The sequence below is a fragment of the Sphingomonas sp. Leaf4 genome (assembly GCF_920939515.1).
Lineage (GTDB): Bacteria > Pseudomonadota > Alphaproteobacteria > Sphingomonadales > Sphingomonadaceae > Sphingomonas.
The window spans coordinates 131763-149955 of the sequence record NZ_CAKLBB010000001.1 but is presented as its reverse complement, the minus strand read 5'-3'; the positions used below and the strand labels follow the sequence as shown (position 1 = coordinate 149955).

The following is an 18193-nucleotide window of genomic DNA, read 5'->3' as shown; positions in this document are numbered from 1 at the left end:
GGTCCGCTAACGCGGATAGCGGTGCCGGCCCGCTCCCCCTCCCCGCCACCCACGCGAGTATCCTGATGGGTGGCGGGGAGGGGGAGCGGGCCGGCACCATCGCAATTCAGCCAGGCTGAATTGCCGAAACGGCACGAAACCCCGCCCCGGACGTTCCCGCCCGATGACCAGCTTTATCCTCGATGCCATCGCCTGGGGTGGATATTTCGGTATCTTCCTGTTGATGGCGCTCGAGAATGTCGTGCCGCCGGTGCCGTCCGAAGTCATCATGGGGCTGGGCGGCATGGCGGTCGCGCGGGGTGACATGGCGATGCTGCCGCTGCTGCTGTGGGGCACCGCTGGCACGACCGCCGGCAATTATTTCTGGTACGCGATCGGGCGCCGCTTCGGGTATCACGGCCTGAAACCCTTCGTCGATCGCTGGGGCCGGTGGCTGACGGTCGAATGGGAGGATGTCGAGAAGCTCCAGCGCTTCTTTCGCAAACATGGCGGCAAGACGGTGTTCGTCTTCCGCTTCATGCCGACGTTCCGCACGCTGATCTCGCTGCCCGCCGGCATGGCGTGCATGCCGCACTGGCGCTTCGTGCTGGCGACCTTTACCGGATCGATCCTCTGGAACGCGGTGCTGGCCTATGCCGGGCTGTGGCTGGGATCGAATTTTGAGCAGATCGACCGCTATGTCGGCCCGGCGGCGATCGCGCTGTCGGTGGCGATCGTCCTCGGCTATCTTTACCGCGTCGTCACCTGGAAGCCTCGCGCCCGGCGGTGACGGGGGTTCGCGCCCGCTTGGCGACATAGAGCGCGGCATCGGCGGCGTGGAGGAGGTCGCGGACGGTCGCCGTCTCCGGCGTGACCGCGGCATAGCCCAGCGTCGCCGAAACCGGCAGCGTCCGCCCGTCGCTGTCGGTCGGTCTGGACAGGTCGGCCGCCAGCCGGGCGGCCAGCGCATCGGCCCGGTTGCAGTCGCCATGCGTACGCAGGATCACCGCGAATTCGTCCCCGCCCATCCGCGCGGCAAAGGCGTTGTCGAGATACGGCGCGCACAGCCGCTGCGCGACCGCGCGCAGCACGTCGTCCCCTGCCAGATGGCCATGGGTGTCGTTGATCGTCTTGAAATGATCGAGATCGATCACGATCAGCCCGCACGTCCCGCCGCCGTCGACCGCAAAGGCGATGTCGCGCGCCAGTTCGGCATCGAACGCCGCACGGTTGGCGATACCGGTCAACGGATCGGTCGAGGCCGAGCGGCGAAGCTGCTGTTCGAGCAGATGCCGGTCGGTCACGTCCTGGAACACGCCGGTCAGCGCCACGACCGTACCGTTCGCATCGCACTCCGCCTCGCCGATCGAGCGCACGCGGCGGTGCCGCCCGGTCGCGGTCACGAAATCGGTTTCGAAATCGAACGGCCCGCCAAGCTCGATCGCATCGGCCAGCGAGGCGCCGACAACCTCCCGCGCGTGCGGCGGATAGAATTGCATCGCCTCGTCCAGCGGCAGCAGCGCGTCGGCGGGCAGTTCATGGATGCGGCGGATACCCTCCGACCAGTGGATGTCGTTGTCGGGCAGCCCCAGCCGCCACGACCCGATCATCGCCATCCGCTCGGCATGGCGGAACAGCCGCTCCTGTCGCGCCAGTTCGCGGGCGTGATCGTTGGCAACCGTCGCCAGTTCGACCGCGGTGCCGACCGACACCTGGGTCGCGATGACCGTCTCGGCGAGATCGGCGAGCGCGCGCAACGCATCCTGCTTTACCGGGTCGAGCGAGCGCGGACGCAGGTCGCCGACGCACATCGCGCCGATGGCATGGCGCTTGCCCGTCTGCGGATCGACGGCGTGGAGCGGCACCCCGGCATAGAAGCGCAGGCCCCCTTCGGTCACAAGGCCGAGGTCGGCGAAGCGATCGTCGAGCGTGCAGTCGTCGACGGTCAGCGGCCGATCGTCGAGCACCACCTGATGGCACAGCGATTCGGTGCATGGCATCTCCAGCCGATCGATGCCGATGGTCGCCTTCGACCACAGCCGTTCGCTTCCGATCATGTTGATCGCGGCGATCGGCGTGCCGATCAGTTCGCGGGCGATCAGGACCAACTGCTCGAACTGGCTGTCGGGGGCAGCCCTGAGCAGCGTCAGGACCCGGTCCACGGCGTCGTGCGGATCGACGGGGGCAAGGGATTCGGACATCATAAAAGCCTAATAGCACGCTATTACCGAAAGGTTGCCCCCGGGCGTGCGATAGGCGATGGCGCGACCCATCCCGTTCCCGATTCGATGGACCTGCCCGACATGAAATTCTTCGCCGACACCGCCGACATCGCCGACATCCGCGAACTGGCCAACACCGGCCTGCTCGACGGCGTGACCACCAACCCGTCGCTGATCCACAAGTCGGGCCGCGACTTCCTCGAGGTCGTCGCCGAAATCTGCACCGTCACGTCGGGGCCGGTATCGGCCGAGGTCGTGGCGCTCGACCACGTGGGCATGATGCGCGAGGCCGAAATCCTGCGCAGGATCGCCGACAATGTCGCGGTGAAGGTGCCGCTGACAATCGATGGCCTCAAGACCTGCAAGGCGCTGAGCGACGACGGGACGATGGTCAACGTGACGCTGTGCTTCTCGGCCAATCAGGCGCTGCTGGCGGCCAAGGCCGGCGCGACCTTCATCTCGCCGTTCGTCGGGCGGCACGACGACATCGGCTTCGACGGCATGGGCCTCATCAGCGACATCCGCCTGATCTACGACAACTATGACTTCGGCACCGAAATCCTCGTCGCCAGCGTCCGTCACCCGATCCACGTCCTTGAGGCGGCGAAGATCGGCGCCGATGTGATGACCGCGCCGCCCTCGGTCATCCGCGCGCTGGTGAAGCATCCGCTGACCGACAAGGGCATCGAAGGCTTCATGGCCGACTGGGCGAAATCGGGCCAGACGATCGGCTGAGCGTTCGCTGGGGAATTGGCGGGATAGCCAGTTTCAAGGCGGTTCCCGCCCGCTCCCCCTCCCGCCCGGCCACCCACAGCGTATCCTGAATGGGTGGCCGTGAGACGTGCCGGCACCGCAGGACGTGCATCGGCACGATTCGGGTCAGGACGGATCGACATTGAACAATCCGGGCGGCGTTTTCAGGCCCGATCCGTCGTCACCCCGGACGTGTTCCGGGGTCCACCGTTCCACCGGCAATGGCATCGCTCATCCAGCGGTGTCGATTGCGGCACGGTGGACCCCGGAACAGGTCCGGGGTGACGGGTTTGCCAATGGCATCGCCGAAGATTGATCCGCCCGGCTTCCAAGCCTGCGCCGCACCGGTTCCCTCTGCCGCCCTTCACCGCTACCCTGTCGCCCATGTCCCCGCCGCTTCCGCTCGCCTTCGCCACGTATCTGTCGCGCGACCGGCGGCGGTCGGCGCATACCGTGCGCGCCTATGCCGCCACCGCCGAGCGGCTGATCGCCTTTCTCCAAACGCATCACGGCGGCGCGGTCGACGGCCCGGTGCTGGCGGCCCTTACCCCGGCCGATCTGCGTGCGTTCCTCGCCCATCGTCGCGAGGCGGGCCTCACCAACGCTTCCGCCGCGCGCGAATTATCGGCGGTGCGGGCGTTCCTGACGTTCGTCGGCGGGAGCACCGCCGTCCCCCGGCTACGCGGCCCGAAAGTAGCGCGCGGCGTGCCCCGCCCGATCGCGCCCGACGAGGTCGTGTCGCTGGCGGAGGAAGTCGCCGACGCCGCCGCCGAACCATGGATCGGCGCGCGCGACTGGGCGGTGCTGCTGCTGCTCTATGGCGCGGGGCTGCGGATCGGCGAGGCACTGGCGATCACCGGCGCCGCATTGCCGCTCGGCGAAACGCTCAGCGTCACCGGCAAGCGCGACAAGACGCGAATCGTGCCGTTGCTGCCGCCGGTACGCGCCGCGGTCGACGCCTATGCGGCCCAGCAACCGTGGGGCACCGCGCGCGACGCGCCGCTGTTCCGGGGAGCGAAGGGCGGGCCGCTCGACGCCGGGGTGGTGCGCCGTTCGGTGCGCACCGCGCGGCGCGCGCTGGGGCTGGGCGACCGCACCAGTCCGCATGCGCTGCGCCACAGCTTCGCGACGCACCTGCTCGGGCGCGGCGCGGACCTGCGGTCGTTGCAGGCGCTGCTCGGCCATGCCAGCCTGTCGTCGACGCAGATCTACACCGCCGTCGATGCGGCCCATCTGCTCGACGTCTATCGCAGCGCGCATCCGCACGGATAAGGGCCGCGAACATCAAACACTCGCGGACAGGCGCTCAGGCCAAGCCGATACCATCGGCATCGACCAGATCGGCGTCGACCAGCGTGCCGACCACGCGGACACGCTTCTCGACCTCGTCCACCGGGGTACGGTGGAGTTCGAGCCGATAGCGCCCGCCCCTGTCACGGCGAAGGTAGAAGGCACCGCCGTCGCGCACCGGCGTACCCGTCTCGTCGATCCGGGTGCCGATGGTCGTCACGGGGCGGCGGCGCCGTCGCGATCAGCGATCGCGTTCTGCGCGCTTGCGCTCGGCCTTACGGGCGCGGCCGATCGCGGCCGCACGCTCGCGGGCGCGCTTCTCGGACGGCTTCTCGTAGTGGCGGCGCAACTTCATCTCACGATAGACGCCTTCGCGCTGCAGCTTCTTCTTGAGTGCGCGGAGGGCCTGGTCGACGTTGTTGTCGCGGACGATAATCTGCATGACGGGTCTGGCTTCGCTTTCGATACGATATGAACAAGGCGAGAATCACGATCGAGTCGTGTCCCGCAAGTGGCCCTGCCTATGCCGATCGACCCCGTCTTGGCAATAACCGATCGACGTTTCGGGGGCCGGGACCTCGATTCGGACGATAGTTTTGCGCGATTTTCCGGGTATCGGGGCGGCCGGCCGGATGGGAGCAAGGCCGCAATGGCCCGCAGGATACCCCTCAATCGTCGACACTTTCGGGGCGAAGATCGTCGTCGGACGGGTCGTAGCCGAGAATATCGCCGGGTTCGCAGTCGAGGAAGCGGCAGATCGCGGCCAGCGTCGAGAAGCGCACGCCCTTCACCTTGCCCGACTTCAGCAGCGACAGGTTGGATTCGCTGATCCCGACCGCCTCGGCCAGTTGCTTCGAGCGGACCTTGCGCCGTGCCAGCATCACGTCGAGGTTGACGATCACCGGCATCAGATGAACTCGGCCAGATCGCGTTGCGCCCGCACGGCGGCCTCCAGCGCCCAGACGGCGGCATAGGCGGCGAACGCGAGGAGCAAGGCGGTGCCGATCATGCCGAAGCCGATCGAGAGGACGATCATCGCTCCGTCGGGCGTGCCCGGCGACAGGAGGGTTTCGAGCAGCGATTCATACACCGGCTGCGCCAGCGACCAGGCGATCGCGGCAATCGCCGCACGGCGCAGCCAGCGCAGCGCCTGCGGCAACGCATCGCGCCCCGCCCCGCCCAGCCGGCGCAGCGCCAGCCCGACACTGAGTATCAGCAAGGCGAACGGCACGGTATCGACCGCATCGATCAGTGCGAGACCGATCCGCACGTCGCCGCGCGCGGCATAGGCGTCGAACCGGCGCTGCGTCACCGGGGACGCTGCGACCTCGATCCGGGTTTCCTCCGCCAGCAGCACGCCGGGCTGCGCCTTCCACACGCACCCGTCGCCGGTGTCGCAATAGGGCGAGGCGCCCGGCGTAACCCCGGCGGTCACGATGACGAACGGCATCGCCAGCGCCGACAACAGGAACACCGCGCCGGCAAGACGACACAGCTTCGCCTTGGCAGGGGGCAGCAGCGTCGCGTCCGGCATGATGCTTCTTTCTGTTTTACGGAAATATCTTGCGCTTCTACAGGGCATCGGCGGCACAACGGAAGCCGTCGCGCATCGACGCGGCAACGAAACCGGCCGGAGCGGGACGTTCGCGTCGCGGAGAATGGGGCAAGCAAGGGCGATCCGCCCGCCGCCAATTCCCAACGCCGCCCGCACGCCCTATCTATCGCGGCGATGTCCCGTGCCCGTGTCCTCCTGCTCAACGCCGCGCTCGGTCCGCTCGACTACCGGGTGCCGCACGGCATGACCGTCGAGGCGGGATCGATCGTCACCGCCCCGCTCGGGCCACGCCAACTGGTCGGCGTGGTGTGGGATGCCGATCGCCTCGCGACCGAGGAAGTCGGCGACAATCGCCTCCGCCCGCTACTGGCCGTCGCCGACGTGCCGCCGATCGCCGCTCCCCTGCGGCGGCTGGTCGAATGGACGGCGGGCTATTATCTGGCGGCGCCGGCGTCGGTGCTGCGGATGTGCCTCGCCTCCAATTCGGCGCTGGAGGGGGCGAAGCTCGCCATCGAATATCGCGCGACCGGCGTGGTGCCCGATCGCATGACGCCACAACGCGAACAGGCTTTGGAGCGGATCGGTGAGCGGCGCGGGCTGGTGCGCGAGTTGGCCGGTATCGCCGACGTGTCCGACGCGGTCATCCGCGGGCTGGTGAAGCAGGGCGCGATCGAGGCGGTGTCGGTCGACATCGACCAGGCCTATCCCGAACCCGATCCCGACCATGATGTGCCCGCACTCTCGGCCGATCAGGCGGCGGCGGCCGATGCGCTGACCCAAGCGGTCGAGGCGGATGCTTTCCACCCCTTCCTGCTCGACGGCGTCACCGGATCGGGCAAGACCGAGGTGTATTTCGAGGCCGTGGCGGCGGCGATCCGCGCCGGGCGACAGGTGCTGGTGCTACTGCCCGAGATCGCGCTGACCGAACCGTTCCTCAAGCGGTTCACCGCGCGCTTCGGTTGCGAGCCGGTGCCGTGGCACAGCGACCTGCGCTCGACGCAGCGCCGCCGGGCATGGCGGGCGATCGCGAGCGGACAGGCGAAGGTGGTGGTCGGCGCACGATCGGCGCTGTTCCTGCCCTATGCCGATCTCGGGCTGATCGTCGTCGACGAGGCGCACGAGACGAGCTTCAAACAGGAGGAAGGCGTCCATTATCACGCGCGCGACGTGAGCGTGATGCGCGGCCTGTTCGAACAGTGTCCGGTGATCCTCGCCAGCGCGACGCCGGCGATCGAGACGCGGCAACAGGTGGCGCAGGGACGCTATACCGAACTCAAGCTCCCCGGCCGTTACGGCAAGGCGCAGTTGCCGACGATCGAGCCGATCGACCTGATCGACCAGCCGCCCGAGCGCGGCCGCTGGATCGCCGCCCCGCTGGTCAAGGCGATTGACGAGGCGCTCGGCCGCAAGGAACAGGCGCTGCTGTTCCTCAACCGGCGCGGCTATGCGCCACTGACGCTGTGCCGGTCGTGCGGGCATCGCTTCCAATGCCCCAACTGCACCGCATGGATGGTCGAGCATCGCCTGATCCACCGGCTGTCATGCCATCATTGCGGCCATATGATCCCGACGCCGCGCGCCTGCCCCGAATGCAAGGCGGAGGACAGCCTCGTCGCCTGTGGCCCCGGCGTCGAGCGCATCGCCGACGAGGCGGCGGCGCTGTGGCCGACGGCGAAGATCGCCATCGTCACCTCCGACACCATCTGGTCGCCGGCCAAGGCGGCGGAGTTCGTCGGCCGGATGGAGGCGGGCGACATCGACATCGTGGTGGGCACGCAACTGGTGACGAAGGGCTATCATTTCCCCAACCTCACCTGCGTCGGGGTGATCGACGCCGATCTGGGGTTGCAGGGCGGCGACCTGCGCGCCGCCGAGCGCACCTTTCAACAGATCGCGCAGGTGGCGGGACGCGCCGGGCGCGGGTCGAAGCCCGGCCATGTCTATATCCAGACCACGCAGCCCTCCGCCCCGGTGATGCAGGCGCTGATCTCAGGCGATGCCGACAGCTTCTATGCCGCCGAAACCGAAGCGCGCGAGGAAGCCGCCGTGCCCCCGTTCGGCCGCTATGCCGCGATCATCGTATCGTCGGAGGACAAGAGCGCCGCCGAAGCCACCGCGCGCGCGATCGGTCGGGCGCAACCGCAGGTCGAGGGGTGCCACGTCTATGGCCCCGCCCCCGCCTCGCTCGCGATGCTGCGCGGCCGTCACCGCTTCCGCCTGCTGATCCACGCGACCCGTAGCCTCGACGTTCAGGACGTGATCCGCGACTGGCTCGCCTCGGTCGAATGGGGCGCGAAGGTCCGTGTCGCGGTGGATGTCGACCCGTACAGCTTCCTGTAAACCGGATCGACATTCAACGAATTGGCTTCCCGATCTGCTCCCCTCCCTGACAAGGGAGGGGCTGGGGGTGGGTCGGCCCGAGAGGAAACGGTAGCGCTCCACAACCGGCCCACCCGCCCCCAACCCCTCCCTGGTCAGGGAGGGGGGATGCACGAGCCGCTGTTTGACTGAATGTCGATCGGTCCTAAACCTACGGTACGCCCGCGCCCGCTTGGCGAAGCATGCTGCGCAGCATAGCATTGCGTCCGGGGAAAACGGGGGAGCGATACGATCATGATTCGCGCACTGGCGACGGCGCTGCTGACGCTCTGGCCGGTCGCGGCGCAGGCCGAATGGCAGGAGGCGTCGTCGGACCATTTCACGGTCTATTCGGACGACAAGCCCGCCAATGTCGCGCGCTTCGCCGAACGGCTCGAACGCTTCGACAAGACGTTGCGGATGCTGACCAGCATTCCCGCGACGCCGGTATCGCCGGCCAACCGCGTTACCGTCTATGTCGTCAACGACACCTCGACGGTCGCGAAGCTGTCGGGATCGGCCAATGTCGCGGGCTTCTATATTCCGCGCGCGGGCGGATCGCTCGCCATCGTGCCCAAGAGCGCGGGCCAGAGTGCGGACGATCTGAGCGAGGAACAGGTGCTGTTCCACGAATATACCCATCATTTCATGCTGTCGAACTGGGCCGATGGCGCGTTCCCGGCGTGGTTCGTCGAGGGGTTCGCCGAATTCTTCGCCCCCACCCGCATCCGCGCCAATGATTCGATCGAGGTCGCCCGGCCGCCGATGTATCGCGGCTATGCCTTTGCCAACGGCCTGCCCGTCACCGCCGAGGCGCTGCTGACCGGCGACCCGAAAAAGATGTTCGTCGAGGCGATCTATGCCGAGGGCTGGCTGCTGACCCATCTGCTGCTGACCGACCCGAAGCGGCGCGGACAGCTTGATGGCTATATGGCGGCGATCAACGCGGGCAAGACCGGCGCGCAGGCCGCCGCCGCGTTCGGCGATCTGACGGTGCTGAGCCGCGATCTGCGTACTCACCTGACCTCCGGCCTGAAATACCGGATCATCCCGCCCGGCACGATCCCGCAGGCGAAGGTGGCGGTGCGCGCGCTGGGGCCGGGCGAGGCGGCGACGATGAAGGCGCGCATCCGCTCGAAACGCGGCGTCGATGCGAAGGAGGCACAGGTGGTGCTGGCGCTCGCCCAGCGGGCCGCCGCCTATTACCCCAATGACCCGGCGGCGCAGGTGGTGCTGGCCGAGGCGGAATATGACGCCGGCAACCATGGTGCCGCCGAAGCCGCCGCACGCCGCGCGGTCGCCGCCGATCCGAAATCGGTCGACGGCCATGTCTATATCGGCATGGCGCGGATGGCGGCGGCGCAGGTTGCCAGCTCGCAGGACGCGGCGCAGTGGCGCGACATCCGCCGGTCGTTCCTTGCCGCCAACACGATCGAGAACGACGATCCCGAACCGCTGATGCTGTTCTATCGCAGCTTCGCCGCCGCCGGCCGCGAACCGAGCGCGAACGCCCGCGAGGCGCTGGCACGCGCGCAATCGCTCGCGCCGCAGGACCGGTCGCTGCGCATGGAAACCGCGATGATGCTGCTGGAGACGAACAAGCCGGTCGAGGCGAAGCGGATGCTGGGACCGGTCGCCTATTCGCCGCATGGCGGCGAGATGGCGACGCTGGCGGCCACCGTCATCAAGGCGATCGACGACACCGGGGCCACGGGCGCACTCGCCACGTGGCGCGCGGCCGAAACGAAGCCGGAGAAACCCGCCGGCTGAACGCCCGTCGATCGCACCCGCCCGCAGCCGACTTGGCGGCGTCATGCCGCGCCGCTAATCCTTTCGGACGAGAAAACGGAGCGACGTTGATGATTCGCATGGGGTTGGCGGTATTGCTGGCGCTGTGGCCGGTGGCGGCACGGGCCGAATGGCATGAGGCGCGATCGGACCATTTCATCGTCTATGCCGACGATCCCGCAGCCGATGTCGCGCGCTATGCCGAGCGGCTCGAACGGTTCGACAAGGTGCTGCGGCAACTGACCAAGATGCCGTCCGAACCGATCGCGGTGCCGAACCGGGTGAACGTCTACGTCACCGGCGACCTGTCGACGATCAGCAAGCTTGTCGGACAGCGCAATGTCGCGGGCTTCTACATTCCGCGCGCGGCCGGATCGGTCGCGTTCGTGCCCGAACATGGCGGAAACGGCGGCACGAACGGCATCGATTCGCAACAGGTCCTGTTCCACGAATACACCCACCACTTCATGCTCTCGAACTGGGCCGAGGCCGCGTTTCCTGTGTGGTTCGTCGAAGGATTCGCCGAGTTCTTCGCCCCCACCCGCCTGCGCGACGACGGATCGGTCGAGGTGGCGCGCCCGCCGATGTACCGCGCGCGCCAGTTCCAGACCGGCATGCCGGTGTCCGCCACCATGCTCCTGACCGGCGATACGACCACGATCGACCGCGGCGCGCTGTACGCCGGCGGCTGGGCGCTGACGCATATGTTGCTGCTCGATCCGACGCGACGCGGACAGCTCGACCGGTTCATGCGCGCGATCGTGTCGGGGCAGAGCGCGGCGAAGGCGGCGGAGAGTTTCGGCGACCTGAAACAGCTCGACCGCGATCTGTCGCGCTATGTCCGTTCGGGGCTGCGCTATTCGATCATGCCGGCGGGCGCGGTGCCCAAGGCCGACGTCAGCGTCCGCGCGCTGACCCCGGCCGAAGCGGCGATGATGCCGGTGCGCATCCGGTCGAAGCGCGGCACCGACCGGACGCAGGCGCTGGCGCTGCTGCCGCTGGCCCGGCGCGCCGCCGCTCCCTATCCGAACGACGCAGCGGCGCAGGCGTTGCTCGCCGAGGTCGAGTTCCACGCCGGCAACTTCCCCATCGCCGAGGCGGCGGCGGCCCGTGCGATCGCCGCCGACCCCAAATCGATCGACGGCCACATCCTGCTCGGCCGCGCACGGATGGTGCAGGCGCGCGCCGCGAGGGACGCCGCGCCCGAACGCTGGCGCAGCATCCGCCGGTCGTTCCTCGCGGCAAACACGATCGAGAACGACGATCCCGAACCGCTGCTGCTCTATTACCAGACCTATCAGGTGCCGGGGCAGACTCCGACCGCCAACGCCCGCGACGCTCTGCTGCGCGCGCATCTGCTCGCGCCGCAGGACCGGGGATTGCGGATGCAGGCGGCGCGCGTCCTGCTCGAAACCGATCGCGCCGACGAGGCGCGCCGCGTGCTGGGACCAGTAGCCTATTCGCCGCATGGCGGGCGCAGCGGCGTCCTTGCCCAGCAACTGATCGCGGCGATCGACGCGGGCGGGGCGAAGGCGGCGCTGGCGCGCTGGCGTGGCACGCCCGCGCCCGCCGCCGCCGACAGCGAGGATGACGACGACAAGGACGCCAGGACCGGCTGACCCTTGCACCGATGGCCGCTTTGCCCGAAACGGCGGCGCGAAACAGCGTTTGGGGAATGACGATGGTTCGGTGGCTGCTCGCATGGGCGCTGATGCTGGGCTTGGGCGCCGTACTGGCCCCGGCGGCGCGTGCCGACGACGTGTCGGCGGCGGCGCGCGGCGTGGTGCGTGTGCTGGCGATCGCGACGGTCGACGGCGAGATGGTCGACATCGAACACGGCACCGGCTTCGCCGTCGCGCCGAACCGGATCGTCACCAATGCCCATGTCGTCGAACTGCTCGAACGCTATCCGGGCGAGGCGGTGCTGGCGATCGTGCCGTCGGAGGGCGAGCGGTCGTATGAAGGCCGGCTACTGCGGGTCGACACCGCGCGCGACCTCGCGCTGATCGAGGTGCGCGAGGTGCGCCTGCCGCCGCTCACCCTCTACACCGGGGCATTGGGCGAGGGCGATGCGTCGATCGCGCTCGGCTATCCCGGCAACGTCGATCTGGCGACCGCGCGCTCGGCCGACGATTTCGTGACGCCGACCGCGCCGGTCCGCTCGCAGGGCGTGCTGTCGGGCAATCGCAGGCTGGAGGGGACGGCGGTGCTGGTCCATACCGCCAGCATCGCGCGCGGCAATTCGGGCGGGCCGCTGCTCGACCGGTGCGGCCGGGTGCTCGGCGTCAATTCGGCGCTGACCCGCGGCGAGGAGGGAGACGCCAGCTTCGCCTTCGCCATCGCCGATAACGAACTCGTCGCCTTCCTGCGCGACGCCGGGCAACCGGTCGCGACGATCGCCACCCCCTGCGTCACCCTCGCCGATGCCGATGCGCGCGACCGGGCCGATGCCGAACGCCAGTCGGTCGAGGACCGCGAACGCGCCCGCGCCGCCGCCGAGCGCGCGCGTGAGGACCGGCTGGCCGCACTCGACACCGCGCGTGCCGACAATGCCGAGACACGCGAGAACATGATCGCGCTGGCGGCGCTGCTGCTGGCGTTGTCGGTGCTGGCGGCCGGGGGTGCTGGCCTGTTGGCCAGCCGCGGCGACCCGCGCCGGGCGAGATGGTCGGCGGGCGGCGGGGCCGTGCTGCTCGCCGGCGCGATCATCGTGTTCGTGCTGCGTCCCGATTTCGATCCCGCCTCGGTCAAGGGTGGCGACGCCGCCACCGCCGCGACCCGCGCGACGCCGCTGGCCGGCGTGCTGCAATGCACGCTGGTGCCCGAACGCAGCCGGATCATCGTCTCGCCGGTCGAAACCGTCCGCTTCGACTGGCGCGCCGATGGCTGCATGAACCGCCGCACCCAATATGCCGAAGCGCCGGGCGGCGGCTGGGAGCGTATCCTTGTGCCCGGCGAGGATGCGACCGTCTCGGTCCTGCGCTTCGATCCGGTCAGCGGGAGCTACACCAACAGCCGCTATCTCCTGTCGGCCGAGGCGATGGAGCGCGCGCGGACCTTGCGCGGTCAGGTGCAGCAAAAGGCGTGCGAGAGCGGTACCGGCGCCCGCGCCGCGCTGGCGACGCAGCAATCGGCGATCCGCACCGCGCTGCCGGCACAGGCCAACGAGCGGCTGGTCTATCGCTGCACCAAGGCGGGGTGATACCGGCCTCCGCTCAGGAAGAACGATCAATCTCTGACACGTCCATCCAACCGGCGCTTCCGGAGTTGGCGTCGAACAGCTCGAGCGTCCGCGCCCGCGCCAGGGCCGCGCTCCCGGCGTCATAATCCTTGCGCCGGTCCGAATTGAAGCCGTGTCCCGCGTCGTAGAGATGGATGGCGGCATTCGCTGGCGGGTGCTTCGCCAGTGCCTCGACCTTCTTGACCGGAATCCCCGCATCATGTCGGCCGAAATGGGCGATCGTCGGCACGCGCGGCACGTCGGCGCTGTCGGGGATCATGCTACCGTAATAGGCCGATGCCGCCGCGATCCCGTCCACCCGCGCCGCCACCGCCCACGCGACCGACCCGCCATAGCAATAGCCGACGACGAACACCGGCTGGACCCCCTCCAGCATCTCGACGCAGGTCGCGACATCCGCCACCGACTGGTCGAAGGGGTGGATCCTGCGCGCCAGTTCGATCGCACGGTCGAAGTCGGGGCCGTCATACCCGGCCTGAAACCCCGGCTGCTCGCGATCGAACAGCGCGGGGGCCAGCACGAGATAGCCTTCCGCCGCATAACTGTCCGCCACCTCGCGGATATGGTCGGTCAAGCCGAAAATTTCCTGCACCACCACCACGCTGCCGCGCGGAAACCCGGCCGGTTCGGCGCGATAGACGTCGATCCCGGCACCGTCGGCCATCGTCATGCGCTGGATGTCGCCCATATCCCGTCCCCTCATCTCCGGTTCAGCTTCGGCCTACGGACGAGTCACCCGGCGGTTCCGCAAAGCTTGCGAAATGATGACACCGATGCTAGCGGGCGCACGACCCATCGGGGGCGCACGGGCCGATTCCAGCAGCCGCGAGACAGACTCGCGCCGCCGGACAAGGGGAGTGCCGCCCCCTTTCACGCATGGGACGACATCGTTGATCCCTCAACCCAAGGACGCGCGCGTGGAGACATCCAGCGGAATGACTGGCAACGTTACCGGCGGCGCTACCACGATTCAGGCGAGTCTGAGCGGCCGTTACGCCACCGCGCTGTTCGGTCTGGCGCAGGATCACGGCCAAGTGCAGGCGGTCGAGGCGAGCCTGAAGTCGCTTCAGGCGGGAATTGCCGAATCGGATGATCTCGCCGCGCTCCTCAAGAGCCCGCTGATCGGCCGCGACGATGCCGCGCGCACCATCGCCGCGCTGGGCCCGGTGCTCGGCCTCGATCCCCTGACCGGCAATTTCCTTGGCGTGCTGGCGCAGAACCGCCGTCTGGGCGACCTGCCCGCGATCATCCGCGCCTTTCGCGATCTTGCCGCGCGCCAGCGTGGCGAGACGAACGCCGAAGTCACTTCGGCCCATCCGCTTGACGACGGGCAGGTCGATGCGCTGAAACAGCAGCTTCGCCACCGCGTCGGCCGCGAGGTCGCGATCGACCTCAAGGTGGACCCCTCGCTCTTGGGCGGCCTGATCGTGAAGATCGGCAGCCAGATGATCGACAGCTCGATCAAGACCCGTCTGAACACGCTCGCGCACGCGATGAAAGGTTAAGTCATGGATATCCGCGCCGCAGAAATCTCGAAGGTCATCCGTGACCAGATCGCCAACTTCGGCACCGAAGCACAGGTGTCCGAAGTCGGCCAGGTGCTGTCGGTCGGCGACGGCATCGCCCGCATCCACGGGCTCGACAACGTCCAGGCGGGCGAGATGGTCGAGTTCGGCGGCGGCATCCAGGGCATGGCGCTGAACCTCGAGGCCGACAACGTCGGCGTCGTGATCTTCGGGTCCGATTCGTCGATCAAGGAAGGCGACACCGTCAAGCGCACCGGCACCATCGTCGACGTGCCGGTCGGCAAGGGCCTGCTCGGCCGCGTGGTCGACGGTCTGGGCAACCCGATCGACGGCAAGGGCCCGATCGTGTCGGATCAGCGCAGCCGCGTCGACGTGAAGGCGCCGGGCATCATCCCGCGCACCTCGGTCCACGAACCGATGCAGTCGGGGCTGAAGGCGATCGACGCACTCGTGCCGGTCGGCCGTGGCCAGCGCGAACTCATCATCGGCGATCGCCAGACCGGCAAGTCGGCGGTTGCGATCGACACCTTCATCAACCAGAAGGCGGCCAACGCCGGCACCGACGAGAAGAAGAAGCTCTACTGCGTCTATGTCGCGGTCGGCCAGAAGCGCTCGACCGTCGCGCAGCTCGTTCGCACGCTCGAGGAAAACGGCGCGATGGAATATTCCATCGTCATCGCCGCCACCGCGTCGGACCCCGCGCCGCTCCAGTATCTGGCGCCCTACACCGGCACCGCGATGGGCGAGTATTTCCGCGACAACGGCATGCACGCGCTGATCGTGTTCGACGATCTGTCGAAGCAGGCCGTCGCCTATCGCCAGATGTCGCTGCTGCTGCGCCGTCCGCCGGGCCGTGAAGCCTATCCGGGCGACGTGTTCTATCTCCACAGCCGCCTGCTCGAGCGCGCCGCCAAGATGTCGGATGCGAACGGCGGCGGGTCGCTCACCGCGCTGCCGATCATCGAGACGCAGGCGGGCGACGTGTCGGCGTACATCCCGACCAACGTGATCTCGATCACCGACGGCCAGATCTTCCTTGAAACCGACCTGTTCTTCGCCGGCATCCGCCCCGCGATCAACGTCGGCCTCTCGGTCAGCCGCGTCGGTTCGGCCGCGCAGACCAAGGCGATGAAGAAGGTCGCAGGCAGCATCAAGCTGGAGCTGGCGCAGTATCGTGAAATGGCGGCGTTCGCGCAGTTCGGTTCGGACCTCGACGCCTCGACCCAGAAGCTGCTGAACCGCGGCGCGCGGCTGACCGAACTGCTCAAGCAAGCGCAGTTCAGCCCGATGCCGTTCGAGGAGCAGGTCGCGTCGATCTTCGCGGGTACGCAGGGCTATCTCGACAAGGTGCCGGTGAACGACGTCACCCGCTATGAACAGGCGATGTTGTCGGACCTGCGCGCGAACCATGCGGGCGTCCTCACCAAGATTCGCGATACCAAGGATCTGGGCGACGAAGCCAAGTCGGGGCTGAAGGCGGCGCTCGACCAGTTCGCGAAGACCTTCGCGTAAATCCACTGTAGCCCTCTCTCCTTCAGGGGAGAGGGTTGGGAGAGGGGAAGTGCGGGCCGCTCGGTAACGAGAGGCCCCCTCTCCCCGACCCTCTCCCCGCACGGCGGAGAGAGGGAGCAGGAAGAAGAATATGGCGTCGCTCAAGGCTCTCAAACTGCGGATCAACTCGGTCAAATCGACCCAGAAGATCACCAAGGCGATGAAGATGGTCGCCGCCGCGAAGCTGCGCCGCGCGCAGGAAGCGGCCGAGGCCGGCCGCCCCTATGCCAGCCGGGTCGAGCAGGTCGTCGCCAGCCTGGCGAGCACCGCGCAGATCACCGAGGGCAGCTCGCCGCTGCTCGCCGGCACCGGCCGTGACCAGGTCCACCTGTTCGTCGTCGCGACGTCGGACAAAGGTCTGGCCGGCGCGTTCAATTCGAACATCGCCCGCATGGCCCGCCGCCGCGCGCTGGAGCTGCAGGAGCAGGGCAAGACCGTCAAGTTCCTGACGATCGGCCGCAAGGGCCGCGCGGTGCTGGCGCGTCAGTTCCGCGACGGCTTCATCCATGCGGTCGAGCCGGGCGATCTGGGCAAGCTGACCTTCGCCGATGCCAAGGGCTATGCCGACGATCTGATCCGCCGTTACGAAGCGGGCGAGTTCGACGTCGCCCACCTGTTCTATGCCACGTTCAAGACGGTGCTGACGCAGGAGCCGACCGAGCAGCAACTGATCCCGGTCAAGATCCCGGCGCAAACCGGCGCGCCGGCCGCCGACGCGGTCGTCGAGTACGAGCCGAGCGAGGAAGCGATCCTCGACAGCCTGCTGCCGACCAACATCGCGGTCCAGATCTATCGTGCGATGAAAGAAAACGCCGCGTCGGAGCAGGGCTCGAAGATGACGGCGATGGACAATGCCACGCGCAACGCGGGCGATCTCATCAACCGGCTGACCATCGAGTACAACCGCACCCGTCAGGCGGCGATCACGACCGAGCTGGTCGAGATCATCTCGGGCGCCGAAGCGCTGTGACGAAGGCAGCCGTCCTGCTGGCGCTCGTCGCCATGCTGGCCGGCTGCGGCCAGCCGTCGCGCGAGGCCGAAAAGCCCCGCCCGACGCCGTCGCCGTTCGTCAGCGGTGGCTGGGCGACGGTGTTCGGCGATGCGCCCAAGGCGATCGAGTTGCTGAATTCGATGGGTTTCCGCCTGTCGGACTATGCCCCTACGCCAGCGGGCGGCCATGTCGCCGAAGCAATGACGACGCCGATGGGCGACCCGTCGGTCAAGCCGGTCAACACCGCGCATCTGACGGTGAACGGCGATGCGCAGCGGATCGAGCGGATGGTTTTCTCGCTCGACATCGTGAACCGTGACGCGAGCCCGTTCGCGAAAGAACAATTCTCGCGCTGGGTCGACCGGCCGCTCGCCAGTCTCGGCCTTCCCGGCCGTGACGAGGTGAAGCGCGGCATCATGACCGAGAGCCCGGCGACGGGCACGCTTCCTGGTGCCGGCTATCAGATCACCCGCGAGAAGATCGATGGCGGTCGCCGGCTGGTCGTGACCTTTACCCGCTCCGTACCAGCGGAGCGCCGCTGATGGGTGCCTGGGGCGTCCAGTTCGACGAGTGCGACAGCACGCTCGATTTTCTCGGCGTGGTCGCGGACAGCCGCGACTGGAACGATGTCCGGTATCGTCTGCGTGACTATGTCGACAATGGCGGATATGACGAGGCGGAAGAGGCGATCGCCGCTCTCGAACTCGTCGCGGCGGCGCTGGGTCGGCCCGCCCCGCGGTTGAAGCCGGAACTGGCGGCATGGGCCGCCGGTCACGGCGATACAGCCGCAGCCGATCGGACGCTGGCGTCGAGTGCGCTGGATCTGGTCGAGAATGCCAGCGAATTGAACGAACTCTGGGCGGAGACGGACGAATACGCGGCATGGCAGGCAACGCTTGCCGACCTTCGTATGCGACTTCGGGCCTGAACAGTTGAGAC

At 68.1% G+C, this 18193-nt stretch carries 18 protein-coding genes; 12 read left to right on the top strand and 6 right to left on the bottom strand.

The window, feature by feature from the left end; all coding sequences use genetic code 11:
- Positions 1–163 precede the first annotated feature (163 nt).
- Complete coding sequence (locus LRA89_RS00640) at positions 164–769, top strand: DedA family protein (RefSeq protein WP_055757692.1); 606 nt, start codon at positions 164–166, stop codon at positions 767–769.
- On the opposite strand, the gene LRA89_RS00635 is transcribed toward LRA89_RS00640, so the two are convergent.
- On the bottom strand, positions 741–2180 hold the full coding sequence (locus LRA89_RS00635) for a diguanylate cyclase domain-containing protein (RefSeq protein WP_230635577.1): 1440 nt from the start codon (positions 2178–2180) through the stop codon (positions 741–743). The two genes, LRA89_RS00640 and LRA89_RS00635, sit on opposite strands and share 29 nt — an antisense overlap.
- Before the next feature lie 102 nt (positions 2181–2282).
- Here LRA89_RS00635 and fsa point away from each other — a divergent pair, with 102 nt between their 5' ends.
- Positions 2283–2936, top strand: a complete 654-nt coding sequence (gene fsa, locus LRA89_RS00630) for a fructose-6-phosphate aldolase (RefSeq protein ID WP_056499253.1) — start codon at positions 2283–2285, stop codon at positions 2934–2936.
- A gap of 402 nt (positions 2937–3338) precedes the next feature.
- Complete coding sequence (locus tag LRA89_RS00625) at positions 3339–4226, top strand: tyrosine recombinase XerC (protein ID WP_230635575.1); 888 nt, start codon at positions 3339–3341, stop codon at positions 4224–4226.
- Positions 4227–4260: 34 nt separating this feature from the next.
- On the opposite strand, the gene LRA89_RS00620 is transcribed toward LRA89_RS00625, so the two are convergent.
- The 4 genes from LRA89_RS00620 to LRA89_RS00605 form a co-directional block, all read right to left on the bottom strand.
- On the bottom strand, positions 4261–4464 hold the full coding sequence (locus LRA89_RS00620; protein ID WP_230635573.1) for a DUF5818 domain-containing protein: 204 nt from the start codon (positions 4462–4464) through the stop codon (positions 4261–4263).
- Positions 4465–4485: 21 nt separating this feature from the next.
- Positions 4486–4686, bottom strand: a complete 201-nt coding sequence (gene rpsU / locus LRA89_RS00615; RefSeq protein ID WP_055757686.1) for a 30S ribosomal protein S21 — start codon at positions 4684–4686, stop codon at positions 4486–4488.
- 226 nt (positions 4687–4912) lie between these two features.
- Complete coding sequence (locus tag LRA89_RS00610) at positions 4913–5152, bottom strand: helix-turn-helix domain-containing protein (protein ID WP_056498580.1); 240 nt, start codon at positions 5150–5152, stop codon at positions 4913–4915.
- Complete coding sequence (locus LRA89_RS00605) at positions 5152–5778, bottom strand: hypothetical protein (RefSeq protein WP_156351535.1); 627 nt, start codon at positions 5776–5778, stop codon at positions 5152–5154. The genes LRA89_RS00610 and LRA89_RS00605 overlap by 1 nt, the downstream gene beginning before the upstream one ends.
- A gap of 195 nt (positions 5779–5973) precedes the next feature.
- On the opposite strand from LRA89_RS00605, the gene LRA89_RS00600 reads away from it, so the two are divergent.
- The 4 genes from LRA89_RS00600 (at position 5974) to LRA89_RS00585 (ending at position 13147) form a co-directional block, all read left to right on the top strand.
- Complete coding sequence (locus tag LRA89_RS00600) at positions 5974–8139, top strand: primosomal protein N' (protein ID WP_230635571.1); 2166 nt, start codon at positions 5974–5976, stop codon at positions 8137–8139.
- A 273-nt stretch (positions 8140–8412) separates the two neighbouring features.
- Positions 8413–9927, top strand: a complete 1515-nt coding sequence (locus tag LRA89_RS00595; protein WP_230635570.1) for a hypothetical protein — start codon at positions 8413–8415, stop codon at positions 9925–9927.
- 86 nt (positions 9928–10013) lie between these two features.
- Positions 10014–11564 (top strand): tetratricopeptide repeat protein, encoded by a 1551-nt coding sequence (locus LRA89_RS00590; RefSeq protein ID WP_230635568.1) that lies wholly within the window; start codon positions 10014–10016, stop codon positions 11562–11564.
- Positions 11565–11626: 62 nt separating this feature from the next.
- Positions 11627–13147, top strand: coding sequence for a trypsin-like peptidase domain-containing protein (locus tag LRA89_RS00585; protein ID WP_230635566.1), 1521 nt, complete (start codon positions 11627–11629; stop codon positions 13145–13147).
- 13 nt (positions 13148–13160) lie between these two features.
- On the opposite strand, the gene LRA89_RS00580 is transcribed toward LRA89_RS00585, so the two are convergent.
- Positions 13161–13874 (bottom strand): dienelactone hydrolase family protein, encoded by a 714-nt coding sequence (locus tag LRA89_RS00580; protein ID WP_230635564.1) that lies wholly within the window; start codon positions 13872–13874, stop codon positions 13161–13163.
- Positions 13875–14121: 247 nt separating this feature from the next.
- Between LRA89_RS00580 and LRA89_RS00575 the strand changes: the two genes are divergently transcribed.
- The 5 genes from LRA89_RS00575 to LRA89_RS00555 all read left to right on the top strand — a co-directional run bounded on the left by LRA89_RS00575 (position 14122) and on the right by LRA89_RS00555 (position 18182).
- Positions 14122–14691, top strand: a complete 570-nt coding sequence (locus tag LRA89_RS00575; RefSeq protein ID WP_055757671.1) for a F0F1 ATP synthase subunit delta — start codon at positions 14122–14124, stop codon at positions 14689–14691.
- Between the two features lie 3 nt (positions 14692–14694).
- Positions 14695–16224, top strand: a complete 1530-nt coding sequence (gene atpA, locus LRA89_RS00570; protein ID WP_055757670.1) for a F0F1 ATP synthase subunit alpha — start codon at positions 14695–14697, stop codon at positions 16222–16224.
- 130 nt (positions 16225–16354) lie between these two features.
- Positions 16355–17233 carry a F0F1 ATP synthase subunit gamma gene (locus LRA89_RS00565; RefSeq protein WP_055757668.1) on the top strand — a complete coding sequence of 293 codons (879 nt, stop codon included), beginning with the start codon at positions 16355–16357 and terminating at the stop codon, positions 17231–17233.
- Positions 17230–17796, top strand: a complete 567-nt coding sequence (locus tag LRA89_RS00560; protein WP_230635562.1) for a hypothetical protein — start codon at positions 17230–17232, stop codon at positions 17794–17796. The genes LRA89_RS00565 and LRA89_RS00560 overlap by 4 nt, the downstream gene beginning before the upstream one ends.
- The gene (locus tag LRA89_RS00555) at positions 17796–18182 is read left to right on the top strand and encodes a DUF4259 domain-containing protein (protein ID WP_056498573.1); all 387 of its coding nucleotides are present in this window, start codon (positions 17796–17798) and stop codon (positions 18180–18182) included. The genes LRA89_RS00560 and LRA89_RS00555 overlap by 1 nt, the downstream gene beginning before the upstream one ends.
- The last annotated feature ends 11 nt before the right edge of the window (positions 18183–18193 follow it).